Source organism: Burkholderia cepacia (assembly GCF_001718835.1).
Classification (GTDB): domain Bacteria; phylum Pseudomonadota; class Gammaproteobacteria; order Burkholderiales; family Burkholderiaceae; genus Burkholderia; species Burkholderia cepacia_F.
The window spans coordinates 671,291-693,784 of sequence record NZ_CP013444.1; the positions used below are offsets into that span (position 1 = coordinate 671,291).

The following is a 22,494-nucleotide window of genomic DNA, read 5'->3' on the forward strand; positions in this document are numbered from 1 at the left end:
GCGCTTCAGCCGGAAAACGTTCCGTGACGCCCGTCACCGGCGCTGAAGCGCGCGGCGCCGGCCACGCCCTCGGCAAACACGATCGGCGCGCCGCGGGCACCCTCGCGACGCAGCGCGTCCGCCAGCGGCAAATCCCATTGATCGTATGCGGAGCGCCGGTCCGCGAGCAGGCACCGGCGCGGGAATTGCGCGATCTGCCGCGCGAGGCGCGTCGCGTGCGCCAGCCCTTCGCCCTTCGGCGCGACATAGTTGGCGAGCCCCATGCGCATGGCTTCCGGCGCGTCGACGGGGCGTCCGGTCAGGATCATGTCCATCGCATGCCCCATGCCGACGATGCGCGGCAACCTGACCGTCCCGCCGTCGATCAGCGGCACGCCCCAGCGCCGGCAGAACACGCCGAACACGGCGTCCTCCTCGACGACGCGGATATCGGCCAGCAGCGCGAGCTCCAGCCCGCCCGCGACCGCGTAGCCGGATACGGCCGCGATCAGCGGCTTCGACAAGACCATGCGGGTCGGGCCCATCGGGCCGGGGCCGTCTCCCGCGTCGTCGACCCGGTTGCGCAGCGCGGGATCGCCGGCCGCCTTCAGGTCGGCGCCGGCACAGAAGTGGCCCCCGGCGCCCGTCAGGATCGCCACCCCAAGTGCGTCGTCGGCCTCGAACCGTTCAAACGCTTCGCCGAGCTGCCGGGCGGTCGGGCCGTCGACGGCGTTGCGCCGCTCCGGCCGGTTGAGGGTGATCGTGCAGACTGCGCCATCCGTTGAGTAAATAACGTCGTCCATTGCTTCCCCCTGGAAAGCAGGCCTGCGCGCATCACGGTGGCGGCGTGCCTGCTGACATCGAGCGAGATCCTTGCGCGCTTCATTGTGACGTAACGGCGGGCGCGATGCTTGACATGGCGTGTCGGTCGAGCCTTTTGCGTCAGCGTCGCTGCCGAGGGTAAACACCGGCTGCGCTGCACGAGACGAGATTGTTCGATGGAATGTAGTGATGCGCGCCGCATCGGGGCGTCACGGATGCGTCCGGAAATCGGCTGTGAACGACAGCGGCGCAGGTTGGCGCCGGACGCCGTTTCCGGTTCGTGGGCGCCTCGCTTGATCATCGGGAGTGCCACCATGCGCGGATTTCGTCGAAGCTGGCTCGCCATGGGCCTGAGTGCCGTTGCGCTGTGTTTCGCTTGCGGCTCGTCATATGGCCAGCAGGTCGTCAGGATCGGCGCGTCCAGCCCGCTCACCGGCATCAGCGCGTCCAACGGCAAGGACCTCGAGAACGGCGTCCGGCTGGCTGTCGAGGAAGCGAATGCGCGGCACATCAAGCTTGGCGGACAGGACGTGCGTTTCGAGCTCGATTCGGTCGACGACCAGGGCGACCCGCGCATCGGCGTCCAGGTCGCGCAGAAGCTGGTCGACGACGGCGTCGCCGCGGTCGTCGGGTACTACAACTCCGGGGTCGCGCTGCCGTCCGCGCCGATCTTCGCGAAGGCCGGCATCCCGCTGATCGACCCGGCGGCGACCAATCCGGCCATCACCCGCCAGGGCCTGAAGACGGTGTTCCGCATCATCGCGACCGACGCGCAGAATTCCGGCGTTGCCGGCACCTACGCGGTAAACGTCACGAAGGCGCAGCGCATTGCCGTGATGGACGACCGGACCGCGTTCGGCCAGGGGGCCGTCGAAGAGTTCAAGAAGGCCGTTGCGGCTGCCGGCGGGAAGATCGTCGCGGCCGAATTCACGAACGACAAGGCCGTCGAGTTCAATGCGCAGCTCACCAACATCAAGGCGGCGAACGCGGACCTGCTGTACTTCGGCGGCCTGGACAACCAGGCGGCGCTCATCACGAAGCGGATGCGGCAGCTCGGGATGCGCGTCCAGTTCGTCGGCAGCGGCGGCATCGCGGACAGCATCTTCATCAACGTGGCCGGCTCGGCGGCCGAAGGCGCGATGGCGTGGGAATACGGGCGGCCGATCGACACGCTGCCGCAAGGCAAGGCGTTCGCGCGCAAGTTCAAGAAGCGCTTCGGCGTCGACATGCTCACGTATGCTCCGTTCGCCTACGACTGCGTAGGGGTGGTCGTCCATGCGATGCAGCAGGCGAATTCGGCGAAGCCGGACGAATACCTGCCGGCGCTGCGCGCGACGCGCTACGAAGGCATCACGGGGAAAATCGCGTTCGACGCCAACGGCGATCTCGAGCATCCGACGTCGACGCTCTATCAGGTGAAGGGCGGACGCTGGGTGCCGGTGACGACGATCGGCGCCGAGTGACGCCGCCCCGGTTTTTATGCAAGTAGACCCGGCGCATAATGACCCCATGCCGGCGCTCGGCAGGAGAAGGGTGGCATGCACTGCGCAAACTGCGGATTCGAGAACCTCGCCGGGGCCAGATTCTGCGAAGCGTGCGGCGCCGGGCTGTCGCGCGCGTGCCCGCGCTGCGGCCACGACGCGAGCCCTTCCGCCCGCTTCTGCAATGCGTGCGGCGCGTCGCTGGACGATGCGCCCGACGTGCGCGCCGCGCCGTCGCCGCCACGCCCGGGGCCGGAAGCCGTGCCGTCCCCGGCGCCGATCCACTACACGCCGCACCATCTTGCCGAGCGCATCCGCGCCGAACAGGCGGCGATGGAAGCGCGCGGCGAAACCGCCGGCGAGCGCAAGACCGTCACCGCGCTGTTCGCGGACATGGCCGGCTCCACCGCGCTGATCCACGATCTCGATCCGGAAGAAGCGCATCGGCTGATCGAGCCGGTCGTCGCGCTGATGATGGAAGCCGTCCACTACTACGAAGGCTACGTCGCGAAATCGCTCGGCGACGGCATCCTCGCGCTGTTCGGCGCGCCGATCGCCCACGAGGATCATCCGCAGCGCGCGCTGTTCGCGGCGCTGCGCATGCAGCAGGCGATGCGCAGCCACGGCGACCGGATTCGTCTGGAGAGCGGCATTCCGCTGCAGATTCGCGTCGGCGTGCATACCGGCGAAGTCGTCGTGCGCTCGATCCGCACCGACGACCTGCACACCGACTACGATCCGGTCGGGCACACGATCCACATCGCGTCGCGGATGGAGGGCATCGCGACGCCGTCGTCGATCCTCGTCAGCGAGTCGACCCACAAGCTGGCCGAAGGCTATTTCGAGTTCAAGGCGCTCGGCGCCACCCGGGTCAAGGGCGTGCCGGAGCCGCTGCCCGTGTACGAGGTGCTGGGGCTCGGCGCGCTGCGCACGCGGCTGCAGCTGGCCGCGCACCGGGGCCTCGCGCGCTTCGTCGGCCGCGACGCCGAGCTGGCGCACCTGAACCGGTCGCTGGACGAGGTCAGGGCGGGCCGCGGGCAGATCGTCGGCGTGCGCGGCGAGGCTGGCGTCGGCAAATCGCGGCTGTTCCACGAATTCAAGGAGCGCACGCGGCGCGGCTGCCTGCTGCTCGAGACTTTCTCGGTGTCGCACGGCAAGGCGTTCGCGTATCTGCCGCTGATCGAGCTGCTGAAGAACTATTTCCAGATCACCGCGCAGGACGACGAGCGCCGCTGCCGGGAAAAGGTGATGGGCAAGGTGCTGACGCTCGAACGCAGCTTCGAGGATCTCGTGCCCTATCTGCTCTACCTGCTCGGCATCGGCGAGCCCGGCGCGGCGCTCGCGGAGATGGACCCGCGCATCCGCCGCGAGCGCACCTTCGACGCGATCACGCAGCTGCTGGCGCGCGAGAGCCGCGACCAGCCGGTCGAGCTGCTGTTCGAGGACCTGCAATGGCTGGATCGCGAGACAGAAGCGTTCCTCGCGCACCTGAGCGAACGCGTGCCGGCGACCCGCATCCTGCTGCTCGTGAACTACCGGCCGGAGTACCAGCCGGCCTGGACGCACGCGGCCCACGGCAGCCAGCTCCGGCTGGAGCCGCTGGGTTCGACCGAGGCCCGGGGACTGCTCGCGGCGCTGCTCGGCGACGATCCCACCCTCGCGCCGCTGGAGCAACTGATCCTGGAGAAGACGGAAGGCAATCCGTTCTTCATGGAAGAGGTCGTGCAGACGCTCGCCGAGGAGCAATCGCTGCTCGGCGACCCAGGCCGCTACCGGCTCGGACGGACCCCGGCCGCGCTGCACATTCCGACCACCGTGCAGGGCGTGCTGGCCGCCCGCATCGACCGGCTCCCGGTCGCGGAGAAGGAATTGCTGCAGATGCTCGCGGTGATCGGCAAGGAGTTTCCGTACAGCCTGATCCGCCACATTTGCGACGGCCGGGTCGCCTATGCCGACGACGCGCTGCGCGAACTGCTCGCCCATCTCGCAGCGGCGGAATTCATCTACGAGCGGCCGGCGTTTCCGGAGGTCGAGTATTCGTTCAAGCACGCGCTGACGCAGGAAGTCGCCGGCCATTCGCTGCTCACGCAGCGGCGCAGCGCGCTGCACGAGCGCACCGCGCAGGCGATCGAGGCGCTGTTCCCGACCCGCATCGCGGACTATTGCAGCGAACTCGCGCATCACTACAGCCTGAGCGGCAACATCCCGAAGGCCGTCGAGTATCTGTACCAGGCCGCGCAACAGGCGCTGCGCCATGCTGCCCATCCGGATGCGATGCATCACCTCGGCGCGGCGCTGGAACTGCTCGAGCGCCTGCCCGATACGCCCGAGCGCGCGCATCGGGAACTGACCTTGCTGCTCGCGCTGGGGCCGGCCCTGATGGACGTGCGCGGCTACGGCGCGCCGGAGGTGGCCGCGACCTATACGCGCGCGCTGGCGTTGTGCGAGCAGACCGGCGACACGTCGCAACGCTTCGCGGCGCAGCTCGGACTGCGGATTCACCACCTGACGCGCGCGGAGTACGCGACGGCGCGCGAGCTGGGCAAGCAGATGCTCGACGTGGCGCGGCAGGCGGCGGACCCGGGCCTGCTGATGGAGGCGCATGGCGCGCTGGGCGCGTGCCTGTTCCTGCAGGGGAACCTGGACACCGCTCGCAACCATCAGGAACAGGCGCTGGCGATCTACGATCCCGAGCAGCATCAGGCCCACGTCTTCGCGCACGGCGTGGACCCCGGCATCCGCGCGCTGAATTTCCTGACGCTGACCTTGTGGCTGCAGGGCTACCCGGACAAGGCGCTCAAGCGCAGCCTGGAGGCGCTTGCCCTCGCGCAGAAGCTCGCCTACGGCCCGACCCTCGCGTTCACGCTGGCTTACGCGGCGGAGCTGCATCAGTTGCGGCGCGAGTCGTCGCTGGCCCGCGAGCATGCGGACGCGCTCATCGCGCTCGCGAACGAGCACGGCTTGCCGTACTGGCTGGCATGGGGAACGATTTTCCGGGGCTGGTCGCTGACCGAGCAGGGCAGCCTGCAGGCGGGGATCGCGCAGATGAGCGAGGGTCTCGCCGCCGACCGCGCCGCTGGAGGCGAGGATCAGCGCTCGTACTTTCTGGCCCTGCTTGCCGACAGCCACAGGCGCGCCGGCGACCGCGAAACCGGCCTGCGGCTGCTCGACGACGCGCTGGCGATCACGGATCGCGCCGGGGAGCGCTGCTTCGAGGCGGAGCTGCATCGGCTCAAGGGGATCATGCTGCTCGGCGAGCCGAGCGGCGACGACGGCGCTGCGGCGTCCAACGACGCAGCCGAAGCCTGTTTCCGCCACGCGATCGCCGTGGCGCGCGAGCAGGGCGCCCGCTCGCTGGCATTGCGCGCCGCGTCGAGCCTGGCCCGTCTGTGGCAGCGCGAGGGCCGGATCGACGAGGCCCGGCAAGTGCTGTCCGACGTCTACGGCGGGTTTACGGAAGGGTTCGACACCGCCGACTTGCGAGAGGCGAAGGCATTGCTGGAGGCGCTCGCGCCCGCTCAGGCGAACCGGTGACGCCGCGCGCCGGCTTGTTACGCTGCCGCGGGATTCATTCGGCGCTGCTGTCCCCCCGGTTCCGGTGCTGCGCCGCCAGCCGCTCCTGCTGGGCGGACGGCACGGGATCGTAGTGGCTCAGCTCGATGCTGTAGCTGCCGTGCCCGCCCGCCAGCGCATTCAGGCGCGACTGGTAGTCGTTGAGCTCGGCAAGCGGCACCTTCCCGGCGACGACCATCGCGTGGCCGCCGACCGTGCGCGTGCCGTGCACCTGCCCGCGCCGCGCGGACAGGTCGCCGATGATGTCACCCATCGCCGCTTCCGGCGTCATCACCTCGATGTCGACGATCGGCTCCAGCACCATCGGCTGCGCTTTCAGCACGGCGTCGATGAAGGCCTTGCGTCCGGCGGTGACGAACGCCACTTCCTTCGAGTCGACCGGATGGCTCTTGCCGTCGAACACGGTGACGCGCACGTCCTGCATCGGGAAGCCGGCCAGCGGCCCGCTGTCGATCACCTGCAGGACGCCTTTCTCCACCGCCGGAATGAACTGCGAAGGAATGGCGCCGCCCTTGACGACGTCGACGAACTCGAACCCGGCGCCGCGCGGTAACGGCTCCACGCGCAGCATGACTTCGCCGAACTGGCCGGCGCCGCCGGTCTGCTTCTTGTGGCGATAGTGGCCTTCCGCCTTGCCGCCGATGGTTTCCCGCCACGCGATGGTCGGCGGCCGCGTCACGACGTCCAGCTTGTACTGGTCGGTGAGGCGCTCCAGCATGAAGCGCAGGTGCAATTCTCCGAGCCCGCGCACGACGGTCTCGTTGGCGCCGACGGGGTGCCCGATCAGCAGGCACGGGTCTTCGGCCGCGAGCTTCTGCAGCACCTCCCACAGACGCTGTTCGTTGCCGCGGCGCGCCGGCTCGATCGCGAGGCCGTAGATCGGCGTGGGGAAATCGAGCGGCGTGAGGTGCACGTTGCCGTCTTCGGGGGCGTCGTGCAGCACGTCGTCGAAGCTGATGTCGTCGGCTTTCGTCACTGCGCAGATATTGCCGGGGCCCGCCCGCAGCACGTCCGTGTGTTCCTTGCCGTGCAGCATCAGCAGCCGAGCGACCTTGAACGGCTGGCGCCCGTTGCCGATGTAGAGCTGGCTGTCGCGCGCGACCGTGCCCTGGTGGATGCGGAACACGGCCATCTTGCCGATGTAGGGATCCATCACGATCTTGAACACGTGCGCGAGCACGTGCTTGTCGGCGTCGGGCTCCGCATGCATGGTTTTCATCTGTCCGTCGACTTCGCGATAGAACAGCGGCGGATTGCCTTCGGTGACGTTGGGCAGCAGGCGCACGAACACGTCGAGCAACTGCGCGATGCCCGCGCCGGTGGCCGCCGACGTGAAGCAGACCGGCACCAGATGGCCTTCGCGCAACGCGCGCTCGAACGGCTCGTGCAGCTGTTCCGGACGGATCGCTTCGCCCTGTTCCAGATACAGCTCCATCAACGCGGGATCCAGTTCGATCACCTGATCGACGAGCGCGTCGTGCGCTGCTTCCACCGAATGGAAGTCGGCCTCGCCCGCGGGGTTGAAGAAGCAGTCCACCACCTCGCTGCCGCCCTGCGCAGGCAGGTTGATCGGCAGGCAGGTCTTGCCGAACAGTTCTTGAATCTCCGCCAACAGCGCCGGCAGGTCGACCTTCTCCCCGTCGATGCCGTTCACGACGATCATCCGGCAGAGCTTGCGCTGCTGCGCGTACGCCATCATTCGGCGGGTGGTCATTTCGATGCCGGTGCGGGCGTTGATCACGATCGCCGCCGTCTCGACGGCCGGCAGCGCGCTGATCGACAGGCCGGCGAAGTCGGGATAGCCCGGCGTATCGAGCAGGTAGATGCGGGTGTCCTGATAGTGGAGCTGGGCGACGGCGGAGCTGAGCGAGTGGTGGTACTTGCGTTCGAGCGGGTCGAAATCGCACAGGGCGGTGCCGTTGTTCACGTTGCCGGGCGCATGAAGCGCGCCGCCCTGGTGCAGCAGCGCCTCGGCAAGCGATGTCTTTCCGCATCCGGCATGCCCGACCAGAGCGACGGTGCGGATGGCTTCGGGAGAGTAGTCCATGACCGCAATCGTCCAGTAGTGGATGTGCGGCCATTATTCGCGAAAATCAGGTGGTCTGCCAGTTGCGGCAAGCGAGCAGGCGGGCGGCGCGACATCGGGTTGGCGTTCGTTGCGGCGCAATATTCCGATGAATTCCGGACATGATTCGGATAACGGATCAGTCTTCCGGCGGCCATGCGGTTGTGCGTCTCGGCGCGGATCGCGCGTGTTGTCGCACCGCAGCGCGGATGGACGTGTGCTAGCTTGAAAGCGTCGATCGTGCTTCGATCGTTCCGCAAGGAGGGACGCAAAATGTCAGTCATTGCTCCAGACGAAAGGGCCGATTTCGTCGCCGTCTTGCATCGCCATCACCTCGCCGAGTCCGATTTCACGATTCAGGAAGCCGGTGCGCCGGAGATCGTGGACGAGGTCTATCCGCTGCAGGGTTACGTTACCGTCGTTTGCTGCTCGACGCACAAGGAAAAGGGATACACGGTCGGGCACGGCACGGCGTGGATAGCGGAATTCGACCGTGATCTGACGCGGGGGGCGTTTGGGTGAGGTGACGCAGGCGGGGGGCGATTCGGCATGCTCACGACCGCTTCACGTCGGGAAGAACCGCTGACGGACTGTCGGGTCGGCAGTCCGTTTGGAGCCGAATCGGGACGGACCGCGTTGCGCGACGTGTCCCTCAAACCCGATCACGGCAATGCGGCATTCGACGATTCGCTGTAGTACGTCGTGGAACGCGCGACAACACGATTATTTCCATGGGGACATGCGCACATGACGATATCGCCGTCGAGTACGCCGTGCGTATTGCCTACGCTCCACGTACTGGCTGTACCCAAGATCGATCCGGTCTGACCGCAACGCCCACAGGATGCCAATCCCATGTGGTAAGTGTACGGTTGGCCATTGTCCAGATCCGAATGATCGCCATCCAGCACCTGACCGCCGGTCGTCGTGAGATTTCCTTTCAGTGCCATCATTTTCGGCATTCGTGCATCCTCCCGTTTCTCGATAAGGCATCTAGCACCGATCGTGCGCAGCCTGCAGCATGCGTAGCCGCGTCTTCCCGTCCGGCATGAAATTCGTGCCGAAGCGCACGAGTCCTTCCCGGTGCAAATGGCAGGCCATCGTGAAGCTGATCAGCATGCCCGGTTCAGGCGGATGGATCTCGATTTCCACTTTCTTCAGCCGCGACTCGTAGGTCAGCAGTGTCGCCTCGATCGCACGCTGCAGCTTGTGTGCCGACGATGGCAGATGCCGATAGATCTCCGACAGGTCGTCGAGCCCATAGTCCGGGAGATGGGCGAGCGATCCACGCCGGCTGTTCAGGATGCGCTCGATGTTGTCGCGGACCGAGAGGAATACCTGCACCTCCGCGGCAAAATCGTCCACCGCCGAACCGTCCGCGAAGTGTCCGGTGATCCGCTCGAATAACCCGGGTCCCACCCACATCGTCCTTCTCCTTTATCGCGTGAGCTGGGCAATCGAGGCGATGAACCATCGATCGACCGCAAACCAGACGAGACTGACCGCGACGCACGAGACCGCTACCCAGGTAAGCGGGGAAATGCGCAGCGGACGCGCGTTGGCGTGATTTACGACGATCGGAGCGATAGGAGCACCATTGACTTCGTCCGCGCTTGTGCGTCCCAGGCGCTCGTCGATCGTGCGGACGAGCGCTTCGCGCGCCGTCCCGCCGTTGACCGCAAACCGGCCGACGAACCCGAGCGACAGCACCGCTGCGAATATCGCGAGCAGCACCCGAGCCGGTCGAGGTTCACGCAAGCGTTGCTCGATGCGCCGCACCAGTTCGTCGCCCGCATCGTTGCTCGAAAAATGCATCACCTGTAGCGGTTCGTGCTCCCAGTCGTCGCGCACCTCCCCCGTCAGGTGTTTCAGCGCAGCCTCGTCAAGCAGCGCGCACTGCGCATAGATCGCATCGCTGATCGCGTCATCCGGGAGGCCGCGCGCATTCAACTCGGATCGCAACTGCGCGATCTGCGCGTTGCACTGATCGCGCAGCGCCTGATACGACAGTGGCTCCTTTTCCAATGCAGTGACCGTGCGTGCCGTGTCACGCAGCGCGACGGGGAGCAGAGGGGAATCCGCGACGGGCATCGTGCTCATGACGGCAGCACCGCATACAGTTCGAGCGACGCCTCGGGAATCGATGCAGGCACATAGATCTGGCAGGCGTGCGCGTCGATCATCCGCTTGAACGCGGCGTCATTGCTGTCCAGCGCGAAGTACTGGTTTTCGATCCGCACGGGAATCGCGGCCGGCAGCCGCGACATCGGCCGCAAGGCGATGCCCGGCAGCGCGGAATTGACGATCTGCTCGACCTCGTCCGGTGCGCCCACTTTGCACAGACGCGGCAGATGGTCGATGAGGGCGTGCGCCGGCATTGCCGCTTGTACCGAAAGATAGTATTCGGCGCCCTCGGTCAGCCTTTCGTCGTTGATCCGGCCGAGCCATGTGGTCGTGCGTACGCGTTCCAGTGCAATCGGTACGACGCGGGACGGAATGACCGCATCGAGCAGCGTGCGAATCAGCGATTCGAGCTCGGCGAACGTCGGCTCTGGTGCGCGGTGATCGGACAGTGGAATCGCCTGGAGCGATTCGGTCGTGGAGAACGTCAGCAACGAGCCCGCCAGTCGGGCGAGCACCGCGTACAGTCGCTCGGGATGTTGATCCGGCGCCTGTACGAGGCGTGCGAGTTCGGGCCAGGTGCTATTGACGCTGTGGAGCAGCCAGAACAGCGCCACGTCGGACACGGCGAAGTCGGCGATCTGGTCCGAGCGCTCTTTGCGGCGCACCGCAAGGCTGGCACTCTTGGCGGACAGAATCTCCGACAGGCGCTGCGCGCGATGCATGAGGCGATCGCTCGCGGACAGAAACAGGCACGGCGGGACAAACGCCGTGTCGGGCTCGAAGCGTCCTTGCGGGGTGCGCACGAGTCGCGCGACCGGACACGTCACGTAGTCGCCGCCCTGCTCGAAGTCGAACAGCAACGTCACCACGTTACGTTCGACACTGATTTCTTCCTGCCCGTCGCCGTTCAGATCGGCAACATGCTTGTACTCGCGGGTCACGCGGCGAGGGCGGGCCGGCTTTTCGCCGGGTTCGACGCAGTTGCCGCCCTGAGCGTCCATCAGCGCCACGCCGGCCAGCACGGTCACGGTGTCCACCGTTGCAGGCACGTCGTCAAGACTGCGCGCCGCAGGAAGCCAGTCGGCGGTTTCGCTGTCGATCAGCGTACCGTCGGGCAGGCGCAGCGCGAGCGCCGTGCATTGCAGGCGATTGACGCTCAGTGCCTGGTCGTCGAGTGCCACATGCACCGCACCCCAGGCGTCGGGGCTCGCGATGCGTGCAACTTGGTCGTGGACGTACTGTTCCCATATCGCCTGCTGCTGGAAGTGCTGCGGCGTCATGAAAATCCCCTTGGCCCACAGCGGTCTGGTTATCTTCATCTTATTGGTTGGTCTTGAATAAAAGGCGCAATGCGAAAGTGTGCACCGGTGCGCATGTCACTGTTTCGCCTTCGGCATCTGCGAAACGAGGGAAAGGTTGATGTCGACGCCTTCGATCTGAAAATGCGGGACGATGAACAACTTGATGCGGAAGAAGCCTGGGTTGTCCTCGATGTCCTCGACCGTCACCTTCGCCTCGCGCAGCGGATGTGCAGCCTGAAGATCGTCGCCCGGATCGGTCATTTCCGTGACGAGCGATTTGATCCAGTTGTTCAGCTCGAGCTCGAGCAATCGGCGATCCCGCGTCGTGCCGATGTTTTCGCGCTGGATCAGCTTCAGATAATGTGCGATGCGTGACAGCAGGAAAATGTACGGCAGACGTGCATTGATTCGGCTATTGGCTGATGCGTCGCGTGCATCGTAGGTTCGCGGTCGCTGTGTCGAATGCGCGGAGAAAAAACATGTCTGGTCGTGATTGCTGGTGTACGAAAGCGGAATCAGGCCGATATCGGAAAATTCATTCTCGCGTGTTTCGGAGATCAGGGCTTCGGTGCAGATCTTGCCGAGTTGTCCTGCACCAAGGTCGTATCGATGCACGGGGATATCGTCGATCAGACCGCCTGCATATGGACCGCGAATCTGCACGCACCAGCCGTTGCGCACAAAGCTGCGTACGATGTTGACCGCGAAGGCGAATGCCGCGCTCGTCCACAGATATGCGCTTCGCCCGGCATCCCGCACGTTCTCCGTGTAATTGAACGTGCGCACGGACAGCGTATCGGGCCCGTAGGGCAAGCGGGCGAGAAAGCGCGGCATCGTCAGCGCGACGTAGCGCGCATCGTCGGTTTCACGGAAGCCTTTCCATTTCAGGTATTCGGCCCGCTCGAACCAGATCGGCAGGTCACGGATGCCCGCGACCGCCTCCATCGAAGGCTTGTCGAAGAAAGCCGGTGAGGCCGCGCCGATAAACGGCATGTGAGCGGCCGCGGCGACTTTCGAGATATTGCGCAACAGCGCGATGTCCTGCGCGCGATGGTCGAATTCAAACGCCGAAATAATCGCGGCGATGGGCTGTCCGCCCGGCATGTCGTACTCGCCGACATAGGTCAGTCTGAACAAGCCGCTCTGGATGATATCGGGTGTATCTTCGAAGTCTTGATGGAGTGCTTCCTTTGAAACGTCGAGTACTTCGATTTTGACGTTTTGACGGAAATCGGTGCGATCGACCAGGAATTGCAGGCCTCGCCAAGTCGATTCGAGCGCTTGAAATGCTGGGTGGTGCAGGATGGCATCGAGCTGTCGGCCGAGTTGCTCGTCCAGGTCTGCCAGACACCAATCGAGCAAATCCGGATCCACGCAATTCATCGCATTCGAATTTGCTCTTGCATGCGTATCGGAAACTGCAGCGGTTTGGGTGTACTGATCGCTCTGAAATCCTGCGCTCATTGGACGTCGTATCGGGTATGGCCGGACATCAGCGGAGAGCGACGTATAACATGGCAATCATCTCAAAAACAGGGCATACGTGAACAACTGTTACGTTTCGACCAAATACAACAATCCGCTCGAATAATAGGAGCCCGCGCTTCCCGAGTCTGGGTGCGTGCGGCTATCGTTTGTCGCTCAATCCATGCATCGCACGCAAGCAACGATTCTGCCCATGACGGCAGTGCGTAGCAGTGCTATCTGGACACGGGGTGAACAACAATGGCCAGCCTGTTTGACGATGCGAAGCGGTTCGTGTCGAACCTGAGAGATGTATCGGGGCGTCAGACGTATTTCCTCGACGTGCCCGGCACCGATTCCGCGGCCGCGCTGTCGGTCGTGTCGATCGAGGCGACCGAGCGGATGGGCGCGCCCACCGAGGTGCGCGTCGTGCTTACGCATCCGCTGCGGCTCGCGCGCACCGAGTACCTGAATCGCGACGCGGCTTGCACGATCGTCCCCGACGACGGCGCGCCCCGCCGGTTTTCAGGCTTCATCGCCCGCTTCTCGACGCTGCAGACCACGCGCGATTTCACCATGTACGAGGTCGTCCTGAAGTCGCACTTCGCGCGTCTCGAGGCCGTCACCACCAGCCGCATCTACCAGCACCAGACCACCCCGCAGATCATCGAGGCGGTGCTGCGCAGCCACGGCCTCGAAGGCCACCAGTTCGCGTTTCGCCTGCGCCGCGAGTATCCGCAGCACCTGTTCCGCTTCCAGTACAAGACCGACGACCTGTCGTACGTGCAGATGCTGATGCAGAAGGCCGGCATCTACAGCTATATCGTCGAGACCGAGCACGGCGATCAGGTCGTGTTCGCCGACGACGTTGACCACTACCTGTGGGATCCGCACCTGTCGGCTCCTTATCGCGAGGTGGCAGGGCTGGAGGCGGCCGGTGCCGAGGCTGTGACGGCGCTCAAGACCCACTCGGTGACGGTGCCGCAGGCGTTCCGAGTGGCCGACTACAACCCCGAGCAGGCGTGGGAGCGCTTGAAGGACGAAGCGAACGTCGCGCCGCAGGATTCGACCACCTACGGCCAGCCGTATGTCTACGGCACGCACCATCTGGACCAGGCCGGCGCGAAGTGGGAAGCGCAGTTGCGCCACGAGGCGGCGATCGCCGAGCAGGTCGTCTACGAAGGCGAGAGCAACGTGCTCGCGCTGCAGGCCGGTCGCGTGCTGGACCTGGACACCGCGCTGCCCGACGCGCCCGACGGGCAAGTCGTGATCGAGGTGACGCACAGCGGCGCGCGCGATCGGGCCTACACGAACCACTACAAGGCGATTCCGGCCAACCGGCGCTTCCGGCTCCGGCTCGAACCGGAGAAATGGCCGAAGATCGCCGGCACGCTGAGCGCGCGGGTGACGTCGCCGGACAAGTACAAGTACGCGTACCTGACGGCGGCCGGCTACTACACGGTGCGGTTCGACGTCGACTTCGCGGACTGGCCGTCGGGCGGGGAGAGCGTGCCGCTGCGGCTGGCCAAGCCGTTCGCGGGCAAGTTGCAGACCGGTTTGCATTTCCCGGCGCTGGACAACGACGAAGCGGTCGTTTCGTTCCGGGATGCGGACCCGGACAAGCCCGAGATCATCGGCTTCCATCACCACAGTCAAGCGCGGGATCTGGTGACGAACGATCGCCGCTGGCTGTCGCGCAATGTGATCCGCACCCAGGCGAACAACAAGCTGCGGATGGAGGATTGGGCCGGGCAGGAGGGGATCAAGCTCAGCACCGAGCACTCGGGCAAGTCGCAGTTGAACCTTGGCTATTTGGTCGACCAGAAGCTGGCGCGGCGCGGCGAGGGGTACGAGCTGCGCACGTCCGGCCACGGCGTGGAGCGGGCGGGCAAGGGGCTGCACCTGACGGCTTACGACCGTCCGGGCGCGACCGGCCAGCAGCTGGACATGCAGGAGACGATCGCGCAGCTCGAGCAGGCGCTGGCACTGGCGAAGTCGCTCGCCGATGCTGCACGCACCGCGAAAGCGGTACCGGCCGACACCGACGCTCAGCAGCAGGTGAAGGACGAACTCGACGGGCTGAAGCAGCCGGGCCTGTTGGCAAGCGCGCCGGCATCGATCGGGCTTGTGTCGGGTGCCGGGGTGCAGGTGGCCGCGCGGGACAACCTCTCGGCCGTGGCCGGGAGGAACGCAGATTTCAGTGTGATGAAGCGCTTCACGGCGGCGGCGGGCGAGCGGATCTCGCTGTTCGCCCAGAAGCTCGGTATCAAGATCGTCGCGGCGAAAGGGCCGGTCGAATTGCAGGCGCAGAGTGACGCGATGTCGTTGATCGCCAACAAGAATGTGACGGTGGCAAGCGTCAATGGTGCCGTATACGTACGAGCCGAAAAAGAACTGACGCTTGAAAGTGGAGGGGCTTTCATCCAGCTCAAGGGCGGAAACATTACTCTTGGTGGTCCGTTGGACCTCCTCCTGAAAGTAATCACGATCCAGAAGAAGGGACCTGCATCGTTGGCGATTCCGGTTCCATCCATGCCGGCATCTAAAGACGGGTTCGATGACCGATATAGACTGGTCGATCGCCAAACCAGTCAGCCTTTGAAGCGCCACGAATACGCAATTGTCCGGGCCGATGGGTCAGTCGAGCATGGCGTTACAGACGACGAGGGTCGAACACACCTGCTCAGCCAAACCGTGAAGGCCGAGTCGGTGAAGATCTACGCTTAGGATGACCTGAGAAGCTAACCTCGCGGACAGAGAATGCACAATGGACGAAAACCTTCTTTTCCCGGAAACCGGGAGTGATCAATTTTGGATTACCAGCCCTTCTGGTCGAAATCTCACCTACATGTGCACCAAAGACACCACCATATTTAGTGATGGGAGTGTCAAGTCGGTCGCTGTTCCGGAAAGGTACGCGATACTCAAGATAACAGCTGACACGACCGGCTTTACACTTCAAAAGGTGTACGGCCATCCTAATGTGTCTTCGACGTGGAAAAAAATGACAGAGAGTCAACCGGCTGTTGTCGTTCCGACATATCGCGCAAAGCTGGCATTGTTCGATTCGTCCAAGGACGAAGCAAGTCTCAAGCAGTACAACATAAACGTTACACGTGATGCGTGGTACTATCTCGGAAGAGATAATGCGGGTGCCACTTGGTGCAGAAATATTGCATTTGAACCCGCGGATGCAAGCAAGAACAGATATTTGACGGAGCAGATCCACTTTCCGTCTCCCGCCGCTGATTCAATTATCCATGGGTATTTCTTGATGGAAGACGAATCTCAGCGCGGACATGCGCATCGACTGTTGCACGCCGCAAAGGTCGTCAATGCAAATCCCTACGGTTCACCGATCCCACTTCGAAAAGACGAGTCCGTCGCGAGCAACATAATGTTTCATATTGGCGGCTTCTATGAAGCGTCAGCTCTGTTTCTTCATGCAAAGTGGCTAGGTGGCTCAGAAGGGTGCTTTGCATTTATTCCTGAGGAAAGCATTCGCTCGACCCCTGAGGATGCAGCCAGGACAACGTTGGAAACGGGTTTTTTCTCTAACAAAACTTGGGTTAATTTGACGACAATATTGGAGCGATATCGCGATAGCGATCCGCATAAACGCTTTTATGTGGAGGTCAAGAAGCGGGCGGATTTTGTTCGCGACGAAAAAAAGCAAATTTTGAGCTTGTCTAGTGCGATTGACGACATCGCGAAGCTGCTTGAAGCTGGATACGGACCCTACATCGTTATTCCGTAAAAATCTCTAAGGATGGCAGTGAGCATCATGATTTTTCCTGGTAAATATATTTGGCCGTGGGCCTTGAAGATCGTTGTTTTGATTTTCCTGGTGATTTTCATCGGTGTTGCAATCTATCTCTTTTATCCGATCGCGCGGTGCGTGAGAGAATGGGGTGAGTTTGCGGCGGATTGTAGGGAGACGCTTGAATTGACGCTGTTTATTCCCTTTCCTATATTTCTTGTTGTCTGGGGTGTTTCCCTGGTTGCATTTATTTTGGTAATGAGGAAAAGGAAATGAGGGGTGGCGGCGTCCTTCATTTCCCGTCGAGCGCACTGATAAAATTGAGGCGGGATCATATTGTGGGCTTGACTAGTATGTTTTCTTCCAACAAATGAAAAATAAATTCTTTAGGCTTATTGCTGGGGTTGCTCTTGTTTCGGCATCAATTTCCGCCAGCTCGCAGACCGCTGTTCGTGATTACGTCAATTTGCGGAGCAAGGCAGTTGACGCCATCCATGCACAATACTCTGATCAAGGGAATGAGCGGTTGAGTCGTGTCGCCGATAAGTCTCTGCAAGCGGTGCGGACCAAATTGAAAGAGCTCGTGGGCCCGATCGACGTGACTGGTTTCCCACGAAGCGGGGATAGCATTATCGGATCGAGAGAGGATGATCAATACGAGGGGCTGGATGGAATCGCCGTCACCTCGCTTGACAAGAAAACGAACCTCTTTGTCACAACGGTCCCATTGGTGCGCGTATGGCTGGCAAGTCACCGTAAAGAGGTCAAGAACTATTCAAGCCTCCAGAAATTGTTGGGAACAGAAGCTTTTTATAACGCCGCCGCTACTATCAGCGGCGCCGCGGCGGTTTATGGGTACGGGGAAATGCCAGTGGCCATCAGAGGCGATGGTTCGATCGCGCGCGCCATCTTGTTTGCTTTGGGTCAGGATGACCCGGCACCGAATCCACCTGACAGTATCGCCGTTACGGTTATGTGGAACGATCGGATCTATATCTTCACCGAAAAAACCACGGTGGGAAATATCCCGGGATGTGCTGAGTCAAGTCGGGATGCCTCGATCAGTTTCGAGCAGTGCTTTGCAAAGAGGCTGCTCTCTCAAAGTACATACCCTCGCCTGATTAGTCAGGCTCAAAGGCTGGTGGACCGGATTTTGCCGCCGCAACGGCACTAGGATCGAACGACGAATTCTTTGGTTATCGATCTATGTCTTGGCCGATCCCGACATTTAGGAAAATCGAACTGCCTGCGCCGATTGCCTTGCGCGTGTGGTTGCCAGCGCTTACGGCCGTGGCGCTCGGAATGGCCGGCGCTGTGCTGCTGCTATGGCCGCACGGAAAGTCAACGCACGGCCTTCAATTCTGGGGGCTGCTCATCGGCATCCCGCTCGTCACCTGCGTGATCGCGCTCGGTGCTCGGCTCGACCGCTGGGAGCACGAACAGACGATCGCCGAGGAGGCCCAACGTGAGCAAGAGCGGATCATGTCCCTTTGGCGATCGTGGAGTCGTCGTCAGGTTTGCGTTGAGGCTTCAGTGGCGATCCTGCCGATACCTGTTCCGGCGGCAAAGCTGGGGGACGTCGATACGGACCTGCCCGTGAACATGGGGCGCGCGAGCGCTTTCGCCTGGTCGAAGAACAAGGCACTGGAGTTACGGCGCGCGAAGTTGCTCGGTCAGATAGCTGATGCTTTGCGGACCCCACTAACAAGTCGGAAGGAAATGCGAGTCAGACTACTGCTTGCCGATGCCTCGGCAGAATCCCTGCGCGACTGGAAAGCCGCCGCTCAGGATGCTTTGGGCAAGATCGCGCCCGACTGTAAGTTCAGCGTTGACATAGAGCGGGAAGGGGATTGTGCATCGTTTCTCACGCAACAGGTCGACCTCGTTGGCGCTGCGCCGCAGCTCATCATTGCTGCGCAACTCTGGCCCGACGATGAAACCAAGCAAACCTTCAGCGAGGGAGCCGCGGCTCTGCTGATCGAGCCGGCGGGTGGGCGGGCCGGTCACGTGTTCCGTCCGATGACCGCTGCGGCCAACACGCTCGAGGCCGCTTTGCAGCAACTTGTGCACATGCAAATCTCGCCCGATCGCATCACACACACCTGGTTCACAAGGTGCGAAGCCGAGTCCGGCGCGATTACCTCGGCGCTCATCTCGGATCCCAAAGCACGGCTGATTGAACGGCATTTCGATCACATCACGGGCGAACCCGGACCGGCTACCAGCTGGATTGCGCTTGCCACTGCGCTGGAAGCGTCACATGAAAGCGGACCACAGGTTGTCGCCTGGCGCGAGCCAGATGACGAGTCGCTGCATCTGTGCATGGTTGGTGCCGCTCAACCCCATGCCTCACAAAAGGAATTCTGAGTTGACGTTGAAAAAACGCATATTGGGCCGGTGCCTGCTCGTCATCGCGGCGATCGCTGTCGTGGCGGCGTTGATCCTGTATACCGTCGACCTCAAGGTTCTCGAGACGTGGTTCTCTCAGAACCGACTACCCGTCATCGGGGCTGGTGTGATAGTTTTGGCTGCGCTCGGGTTCACCTTGCAGCGACGCGGGCTCGTGCAGTTCTCCGCGCAACAGGCATCGAAGGATCAGGGGCTCGAGCCGCCGGCACCGACTAACCCGGCAACTGATGCAAGGAAGAAGCATGACGCAGCGGCCGTCCTACAGTTGAAGAATCTGCGGTTCCAGCTCAAGCAAATCCGATGGTTTCGATGGGCCTATTCGCGTCCTTGGCTGCTGCTGACTGGTGATGACACTATCATTGACCGGCTATTGCCCGAGCTCAAAGAGCGCGGCTGGCTCCTCACCGACGACGCGGTATTGCTATGGGGGCGCAACGGGCCAGACGGTTGCCTCGACGAAGTGTGGTTGAAGCAGATCCGTCGCTTTCGCCGCGCGCGCCCGCTCGATGCGATCGTGCTGATGCTCGATGGCACAACGCCGCTACCGGATGCGGTCCGCGGCACGCGCTCCTGGGGCCTCCACCTCGCGCGCATCACGCACCTCCTGCGCTGGTCCGCACCGGTGTACGTGCTCGATCTCGCCGGTGACGATCCCGTCCACCACGCCGCCCCCCCCGTCACCGGCTGCGAATTTTCCCGATCCAACGACGCGCCCGCGATCGAGGCCGCGCTGCTCGAATTGCGCAACCGCTTGGCTGACACCAGCGTCGGCCAACTGGCGCGCAACGGCGACGACCGCTACGCATCGGACCTGTCGACCCGGCTCGATACGCGCAGCGGGCCGCTGGCGCGCTGGATCGTGAATCTGTCGGAGTGGCAGCGTCGCCCTTTGCCGATAGCCGGTGCGTTCTTCTCGCCGTGGCCCGCGGCCGGCACCGAAAGCGCCCACTTCCCGTTGTGGCGTTATCTCGCTGACGCTGCGATGCGCTCGCCGGGGCGCCGCACGGGAGCGCACCCGATCACGGTGCTATCGGTGATTGCGCTGGCGGCCGTCGGCTTGTGGGGCGCAGGCATGCTGACTTCAGGCTTGACGAACGCGCGCGGCCTCGCGCTCACGCACGACGTGCTGCGCACGTTCGACGGCGCCAACAATCCGGCGACCCGTCTGCGCGCGTTGCTCGCGCTCCAGCAGCGCATTGAATTCCATGAAGGGCGCGTCCAGCATCCGACGCTCTACTCTCGCTTCGGCCTGAATCATGATCAGGACGTGCTTACCGCACTGTGGGCCCACTACACGCGCGAAGCGCGTCCTCAACTCATCGCCCCCGTGCAGCAGAACATCGAAGCTCAGCTGGTCGATCTGACCCAGATGCCGACCACCGAGCTTGACGATCAGCTCAGCCGTCTCGCGCGCGACGGTCACGCCGCGCTCAAGACGTACCTCATGCTGGCCGAGCCGACGCGTGCCGATGCCGCGTTCCTGACGCCGCAGCTCGTCCGGTACTGGACCGGTGGTGCCGGACTGTCGCCGGGCGAAAAACTCGACCTGTCCGGGCGGCTGCTGTCGTTCTACGCGCAGCACCTGAGCACGCATCCCGATTGGCGTCTCGCACCGCGTGACGAGCTCGTTGGCGGCGCTCGCCAGACGCTGCTCGCCGTGATCGGCGTCAAGAACTCGGACGACACGATTTACCAGGGGATCCTCGATTCGGTCGGACACAAATACCCCGATCAGACGCTCGCGTCGTTGACCGCCGGAACCGACACGCGAGGATTGCTGCGGACCTCGGCGAGCGTCCCTGGTGCGTTTACGCGCCAGGCGTGGGACGGCACGATCGAGGCCGCAATCGATGCATCGGCCAAGCGCAACGGTGTGGCCGCCGACTGGGTGCTCGGAACGGGCGGCGCCAATCGCAACGCGTCGGCGATGACGCCCGACGCGTTGCGCGCCGCGCTGCGCGCGCGCTACTTCGCGGATTACGCGGAACATTGGCAAACCTTCATGAACGGCATCGTGTGCGAGCCGGCGCGAACGCTGCCGGCGGCCATTGCGCAGTTGAAGCTGATCGCCGATTCCCGGCAGTCGCCCGTGATCGCACTGATGAAATCGGTCGAATACCAGGGCGGCGCCGGCGCGGTGCAGACCTCGCTGTCCGACACGCTGGTGACCAAAGCGCAGAGCATGCTCGCCGGCAAGGACGACGCGCCGCAAGCGGCAAGCCCCGATCAGGCCGGGCCGTTGGGGGCATCGTTCGGGCCGGTGCTGCGCCTGGTTGCGTCCGGCAACGCTGCCGCGGCCAGCGCCGCCAGTGATCTGAGCCTGCAGCGCTTCACCGAGCGCATCACGATGCTGCGCTTGAAGCTGCAGCAGATCGCCGACAGTCCGGACGCCGACAGCGAAGCCCGGCAGGTCGCACAGGCGCTGTTTCAGGGCAGGAGTTCGGAGCTGGCCGATACGCTCGCCTATGCCCAGCTGGTCGCCGCCAGCCTCGGCGAGCAGTGGGTCGGGATGGGGCAGGCGCTGTTCGTGCAGCCCATTGCGCAGGCCACGCAGGCCGTGCTCGAACCGGCCCAGGCCAGCCTGAACGACGCGTGGCGGCAGACGATCGTCGCGACCTGGAATCGGTCGTTTGCCGGCCGCTATCCGTTCGCGAACACGGCCAACGATGCATCGCTGCCCGAACTGGCGCGCTTCCTGCGTCCGCAGGGCGGGCTCGTCGGTTCATTCCTGGCGACCCAGCTTGCGGGCGTGCTGACACTGCAGGGCGATCAATGGGTGCCGGCGTCGAGCGGGTCCGGCGCGAGTAGTGCGGCACGCACGATCGATCCGGCCTTCCTCAACGCGATCAACATGTTGCAGCGGATCGCCGCTCACCTGCTCGCGCAGGGCGAGCCTCGGTATGCGTTCGACCTGAAGCCCGTTCCCACGTCGGGCGTGACCGATACGCGCCTGAGCGTCGACGGTCAGACACTGCACTACTACAACCAGCAGGAAACGTGGCAGACGCTCACGTGGCCGTCGAACGAGCCGCAGAAGGCCGGCACCCGGCTCGAGTGGCAAACCGAGCGGTCGGGTACGAACCTGAATCTGGAATTCGGCGGGCGGTGGGCGCTCGTGCGCCTGCTGGAGCGGGCGCAGGTGACCCCCGTGGATACGGCCACCTACCTGATTACCTGGCAGGCCGTGCCGCCGGCACCGCAATTCAACGCAGCGACCGCGCAGACGGACGATCACGATGCATTGACGGCGCAGGGGCCGTTGACGTCCGCGCCGTCATCTCTCGCGTATCCGCTGACCTACCTGATGCGCACCGACGTGGGCAAGGGGCCGCTCGAGCTGCTATCGCTTCGCGGGTTCGCATTGCCGTCGCGCATTTTCGTGCCCCGGGCTTCCACGCCGCGCGCGGGCGGCTCCGCCTCGCAACCGCCGCCGCTGCCGCCGGGCGCACTCGCGGCAGCTCGCCACGCGTCCGTGCCCGTCCCGGGCGGACCGATGCCGGAATGACACGACAGGAC

Annotated in this window: 16 protein-coding genes; 9 read left to right on the top strand and 7 right to left on the bottom strand. The window is 63.8% G+C overall.

The window, feature by feature from the left end:
* Nucleotides 1-5 precede the first annotated feature (5 nt).
* Entirely contained in the window at nt 6-782 is a 777-nt protein-coding gene (locus WT26_RS23430) for a crotonase/enoyl-CoA hydratase family protein (protein ID WP_060115535.1), read from the bottom strand.
* Nucleotides 783-1,115: 333 nt separating this feature from the next.
* Between WT26_RS23430 and WT26_RS23435 the strand changes: the two genes are divergently transcribed.
* Both WT26_RS23435 and WT26_RS23440 read left to right on the top strand, forming a co-directional pair.
* Nucleotides 1,116-2,264 carry a branched-chain amino acid ABC transporter substrate-binding protein gene (locus WT26_RS23435; RefSeq protein ID WP_059927399.1) on the top strand — a complete coding sequence of 383 codons (1,149 nt, stop codon included), beginning with the start codon at nt 1,116-1,118 and terminating at the stop codon, nt 2,262-2,264.
* Nucleotides 2,265-2,339: 75 nt separating this feature from the next.
* Entirely contained in the window at nt 2,340-5,816 is a 3,477-nt protein-coding gene (locus WT26_RS23440; RefSeq protein WP_069270965.1) for an adenylate/guanylate cyclase domain-containing protein, read from the top strand.
* A 34-nt stretch (nt 5,817-5,850) separates the two neighbouring features.
* Here WT26_RS23440 and fusA read toward each other — a convergent pair whose 3' ends face one another.
* Nucleotides 5,851-7,902 (bottom strand): elongation factor G, encoded by a 2,052-nt coding sequence (fusA, locus tag WT26_RS23445; protein WP_069270966.1) that lies wholly within the window; start codon nt 7,900-7,902, stop codon nt 5,851-5,853.
* A 291-nt stretch (nt 7,903-8,193) separates the two neighbouring features.
* On the opposite strand from fusA, the gene WT26_RS23450 reads away from it, so the two are divergent.
* Nucleotides 8,194-8,442 carry a hypothetical protein gene (locus tag WT26_RS23450; protein ID WP_042587237.1) on the top strand — a complete coding sequence of 83 codons (249 nt, stop codon included), beginning with the start codon at nt 8,194-8,196 and terminating at the stop codon, nt 8,440-8,442.
* A gap of 140 nt (nt 8,443-8,582) precedes the next feature.
* On the opposite strand, the gene WT26_RS36225 is transcribed toward WT26_RS23450, so the two are convergent.
* The 5 genes from WT26_RS36225 to tssC are packed head-to-tail and all read right to left on the bottom strand — an operon-like array spanning nt 8,583 to nt 12,809.
* Nucleotides 8,583-8,882: a PAAR domain-containing protein gene (locus tag WT26_RS36225; protein ID WP_080485725.1), complete on the bottom strand. Its 300-nt coding sequence runs from the start codon at nt 8,880-8,882 to the stop codon at nt 8,583-8,585.
* A 31-nt stretch (nt 8,883-8,913) separates the two neighbouring features.
* Entirely contained in the window at nt 8,914-9,345 is a 432-nt protein-coding gene (tssE, locus tag WT26_RS23455; protein ID WP_059975721.1) for a type VI secretion system baseplate subunit TssE, read from the bottom strand.
* 12 nt (nt 9,346-9,357) lie between these two features.
* Nucleotides 9,358-10,020, bottom strand: a complete 663-nt coding sequence (locus WT26_RS23460) for a DotU/TssL family secretion system protein (protein ID WP_060371273.1) — start codon at nt 10,018-10,020, stop codon at nt 9,358-9,360.
* Nucleotides 10,017-11,363 (bottom strand): type VI secretion system baseplate subunit TssK, encoded by a 1,347-nt coding sequence (gene tssK, locus WT26_RS23465; protein WP_069274070.1) that lies wholly within the window; start codon nt 11,361-11,363, stop codon nt 10,017-10,019. The genes WT26_RS23460 and tssK overlap by 4 nt, the downstream gene beginning before the upstream one ends.
* Nucleotides 11,364-11,420: 57 nt before the next feature.
* Nucleotides 11,421-12,809 (bottom strand): type VI secretion system contractile sheath large subunit, encoded by a 1,389-nt coding sequence (tssC, locus tag WT26_RS23470; protein WP_069270968.1) that lies wholly within the window; start codon nt 12,807-12,809, stop codon nt 11,421-11,423.
* A 261-nt stretch (nt 12,810-13,070) separates the two neighbouring features.
* Here tssC and WT26_RS23475 point away from each other — a divergent pair, with 261 nt between their 5' ends.
* The 6 genes from WT26_RS23475 to WT26_RS23495 all read left to right on the top strand — a co-directional run bounded on the left by WT26_RS23475 (nt 13,071) and on the right by WT26_RS23495 (nt 22,483).
* Complete coding sequence (locus tag WT26_RS23475; protein ID WP_069270969.1) at nt 13,071-15,536, top strand: DUF2345 domain-containing protein; 2,466 nt, start codon at nt 13,071-13,073, stop codon at nt 15,534-15,536.
* Nucleotides 15,537-15,576: 40 nt separating this feature from the next.
* Complete coding sequence (locus WT26_RS37550; RefSeq protein ID WP_155123187.1) at nt 15,577-16,566, top strand: hypothetical protein; 990 nt, start codon at nt 15,577-15,579, stop codon at nt 16,564-16,566.
* Between the two features lie 18 nt (nt 16,567-16,584).
* Complete coding sequence (locus WT26_RS23480; protein WP_155123188.1) at nt 16,585-16,845, top strand: hypothetical protein; 261 nt, start codon at nt 16,585-16,587, stop codon at nt 16,843-16,845.
* A gap of 94 nt (nt 16,846-16,939) precedes the next feature.
* Nucleotides 16,940-17,743, top strand: a complete 804-nt coding sequence (locus WT26_RS23485; RefSeq protein ID WP_069274071.1) for a hypothetical protein — start codon at nt 16,940-16,942, stop codon at nt 17,741-17,743.
* A gap of 32 nt (nt 17,744-17,775) precedes the next feature.
* Nucleotides 17,776-18,936 (top strand): hypothetical protein, encoded by a 1,161-nt coding sequence (locus WT26_RS23490; RefSeq protein WP_069270972.1) that lies wholly within the window; start codon nt 17,776-17,778, stop codon nt 18,934-18,936.
* A complete protein-coding gene (locus WT26_RS23495) occupies nt 18,914-22,483 on the top strand; it encodes an ImcF-related family protein (protein WP_231130531.1) in 3,570 nt (1,189 codons plus the stop codon). The genes WT26_RS23490 and WT26_RS23495 overlap by 23 nt, the downstream gene beginning before the upstream one ends.
* Nucleotides 22,484-22,494: the final 11 nt, after the last annotated feature.

Coding starts and splice junctions, on each gene's coding strand:
- WT26_RS23430 (WP_060115535.1), bottom strand. CDS start 782: ATGGACGACGTTATTTACTCAACGGATGGCGCAGTCTGCACGATCACC.
- WT26_RS23435 (WP_059927399.1), top strand. CDS start 1,116: ATGCGCGGATTTCGTCGAAGCTGGCTCGCCATGGGCCTGAGTGCCGTT.
- WT26_RS23440 (WP_069270965.1), top strand. CDS start 2,340: ATGCACTGCGCAAACTGCGGATTCGAGAACCTCGCCGGGGCCAGATTC.
- fusA (WP_069270966.1), bottom strand. CDS start 7,902: ATGGACTACTCTCCCGAAGCCATCCGCACCGTCGCTCTGGTCGGGCAT.
- WT26_RS23450 (WP_042587237.1), top strand. CDS start 8,194: ATGTCAGTCATTGCTCCAGACGAAAGGGCCGATTTCGTCGCCGTCTTG.
- WT26_RS36225 (WP_080485725.1), bottom strand. CDS start 8,882: ATGCCGAAAATGATGGCACTGAAAGGAAATCTCACGACGACCGGCGGT.
- tssE (WP_059975721.1), bottom strand. CDS start 9,345: ATGTGGGTGGGACCCGGGTTATTCGAGCGGATCACCGGACACTTCGCG.
- WT26_RS23460 (WP_060371273.1), bottom strand. CDS start 10,020: ATGAGCACGATGCCCGTCGCGGATTCCCCTCTGCTCCCCGTCGCGCTG.
- tssK (WP_069274070.1), bottom strand. CDS start 11,363: ATGAAGATAACCAGACCGCTGTGGGCCAAGGGGATTTTCATGACGCCG.
- tssC (WP_069270968.1), bottom strand. CDS start 12,809: ATGAGCGCAGGATTTCAGAGCGATCAGTACACCCAAACCGCTGCAGTT.
- WT26_RS23475 (WP_069270969.1), top strand. CDS start 13,071: ATGGCCAGCCTGTTTGACGATGCGAAGCGGTTCGTGTCGAACCTGAGA.
- WT26_RS37550 (WP_155123187.1), top strand. CDS start 15,577: ATGGACGAAAACCTTCTTTTCCCGGAAACCGGGAGTGATCAATTTTGG.
- WT26_RS23485 (WP_069274071.1), top strand. CDS start 16,940: ATGAAAAATAAATTCTTTAGGCTTATTGCTGGGGTTGCTCTTGTTTCG.
- WT26_RS23490 (WP_069270972.1), top strand. CDS start 17,776: ATGTCTTGGCCGATCCCGACATTTAGGAAAATCGAACTGCCTGCGCCG.
- WT26_RS23495 (WP_231130531.1), top strand. CDS start 18,914: ATGCCTCACAAAAGGAATTCTGAGTTGACGTTGAAAAAACGCATATTG.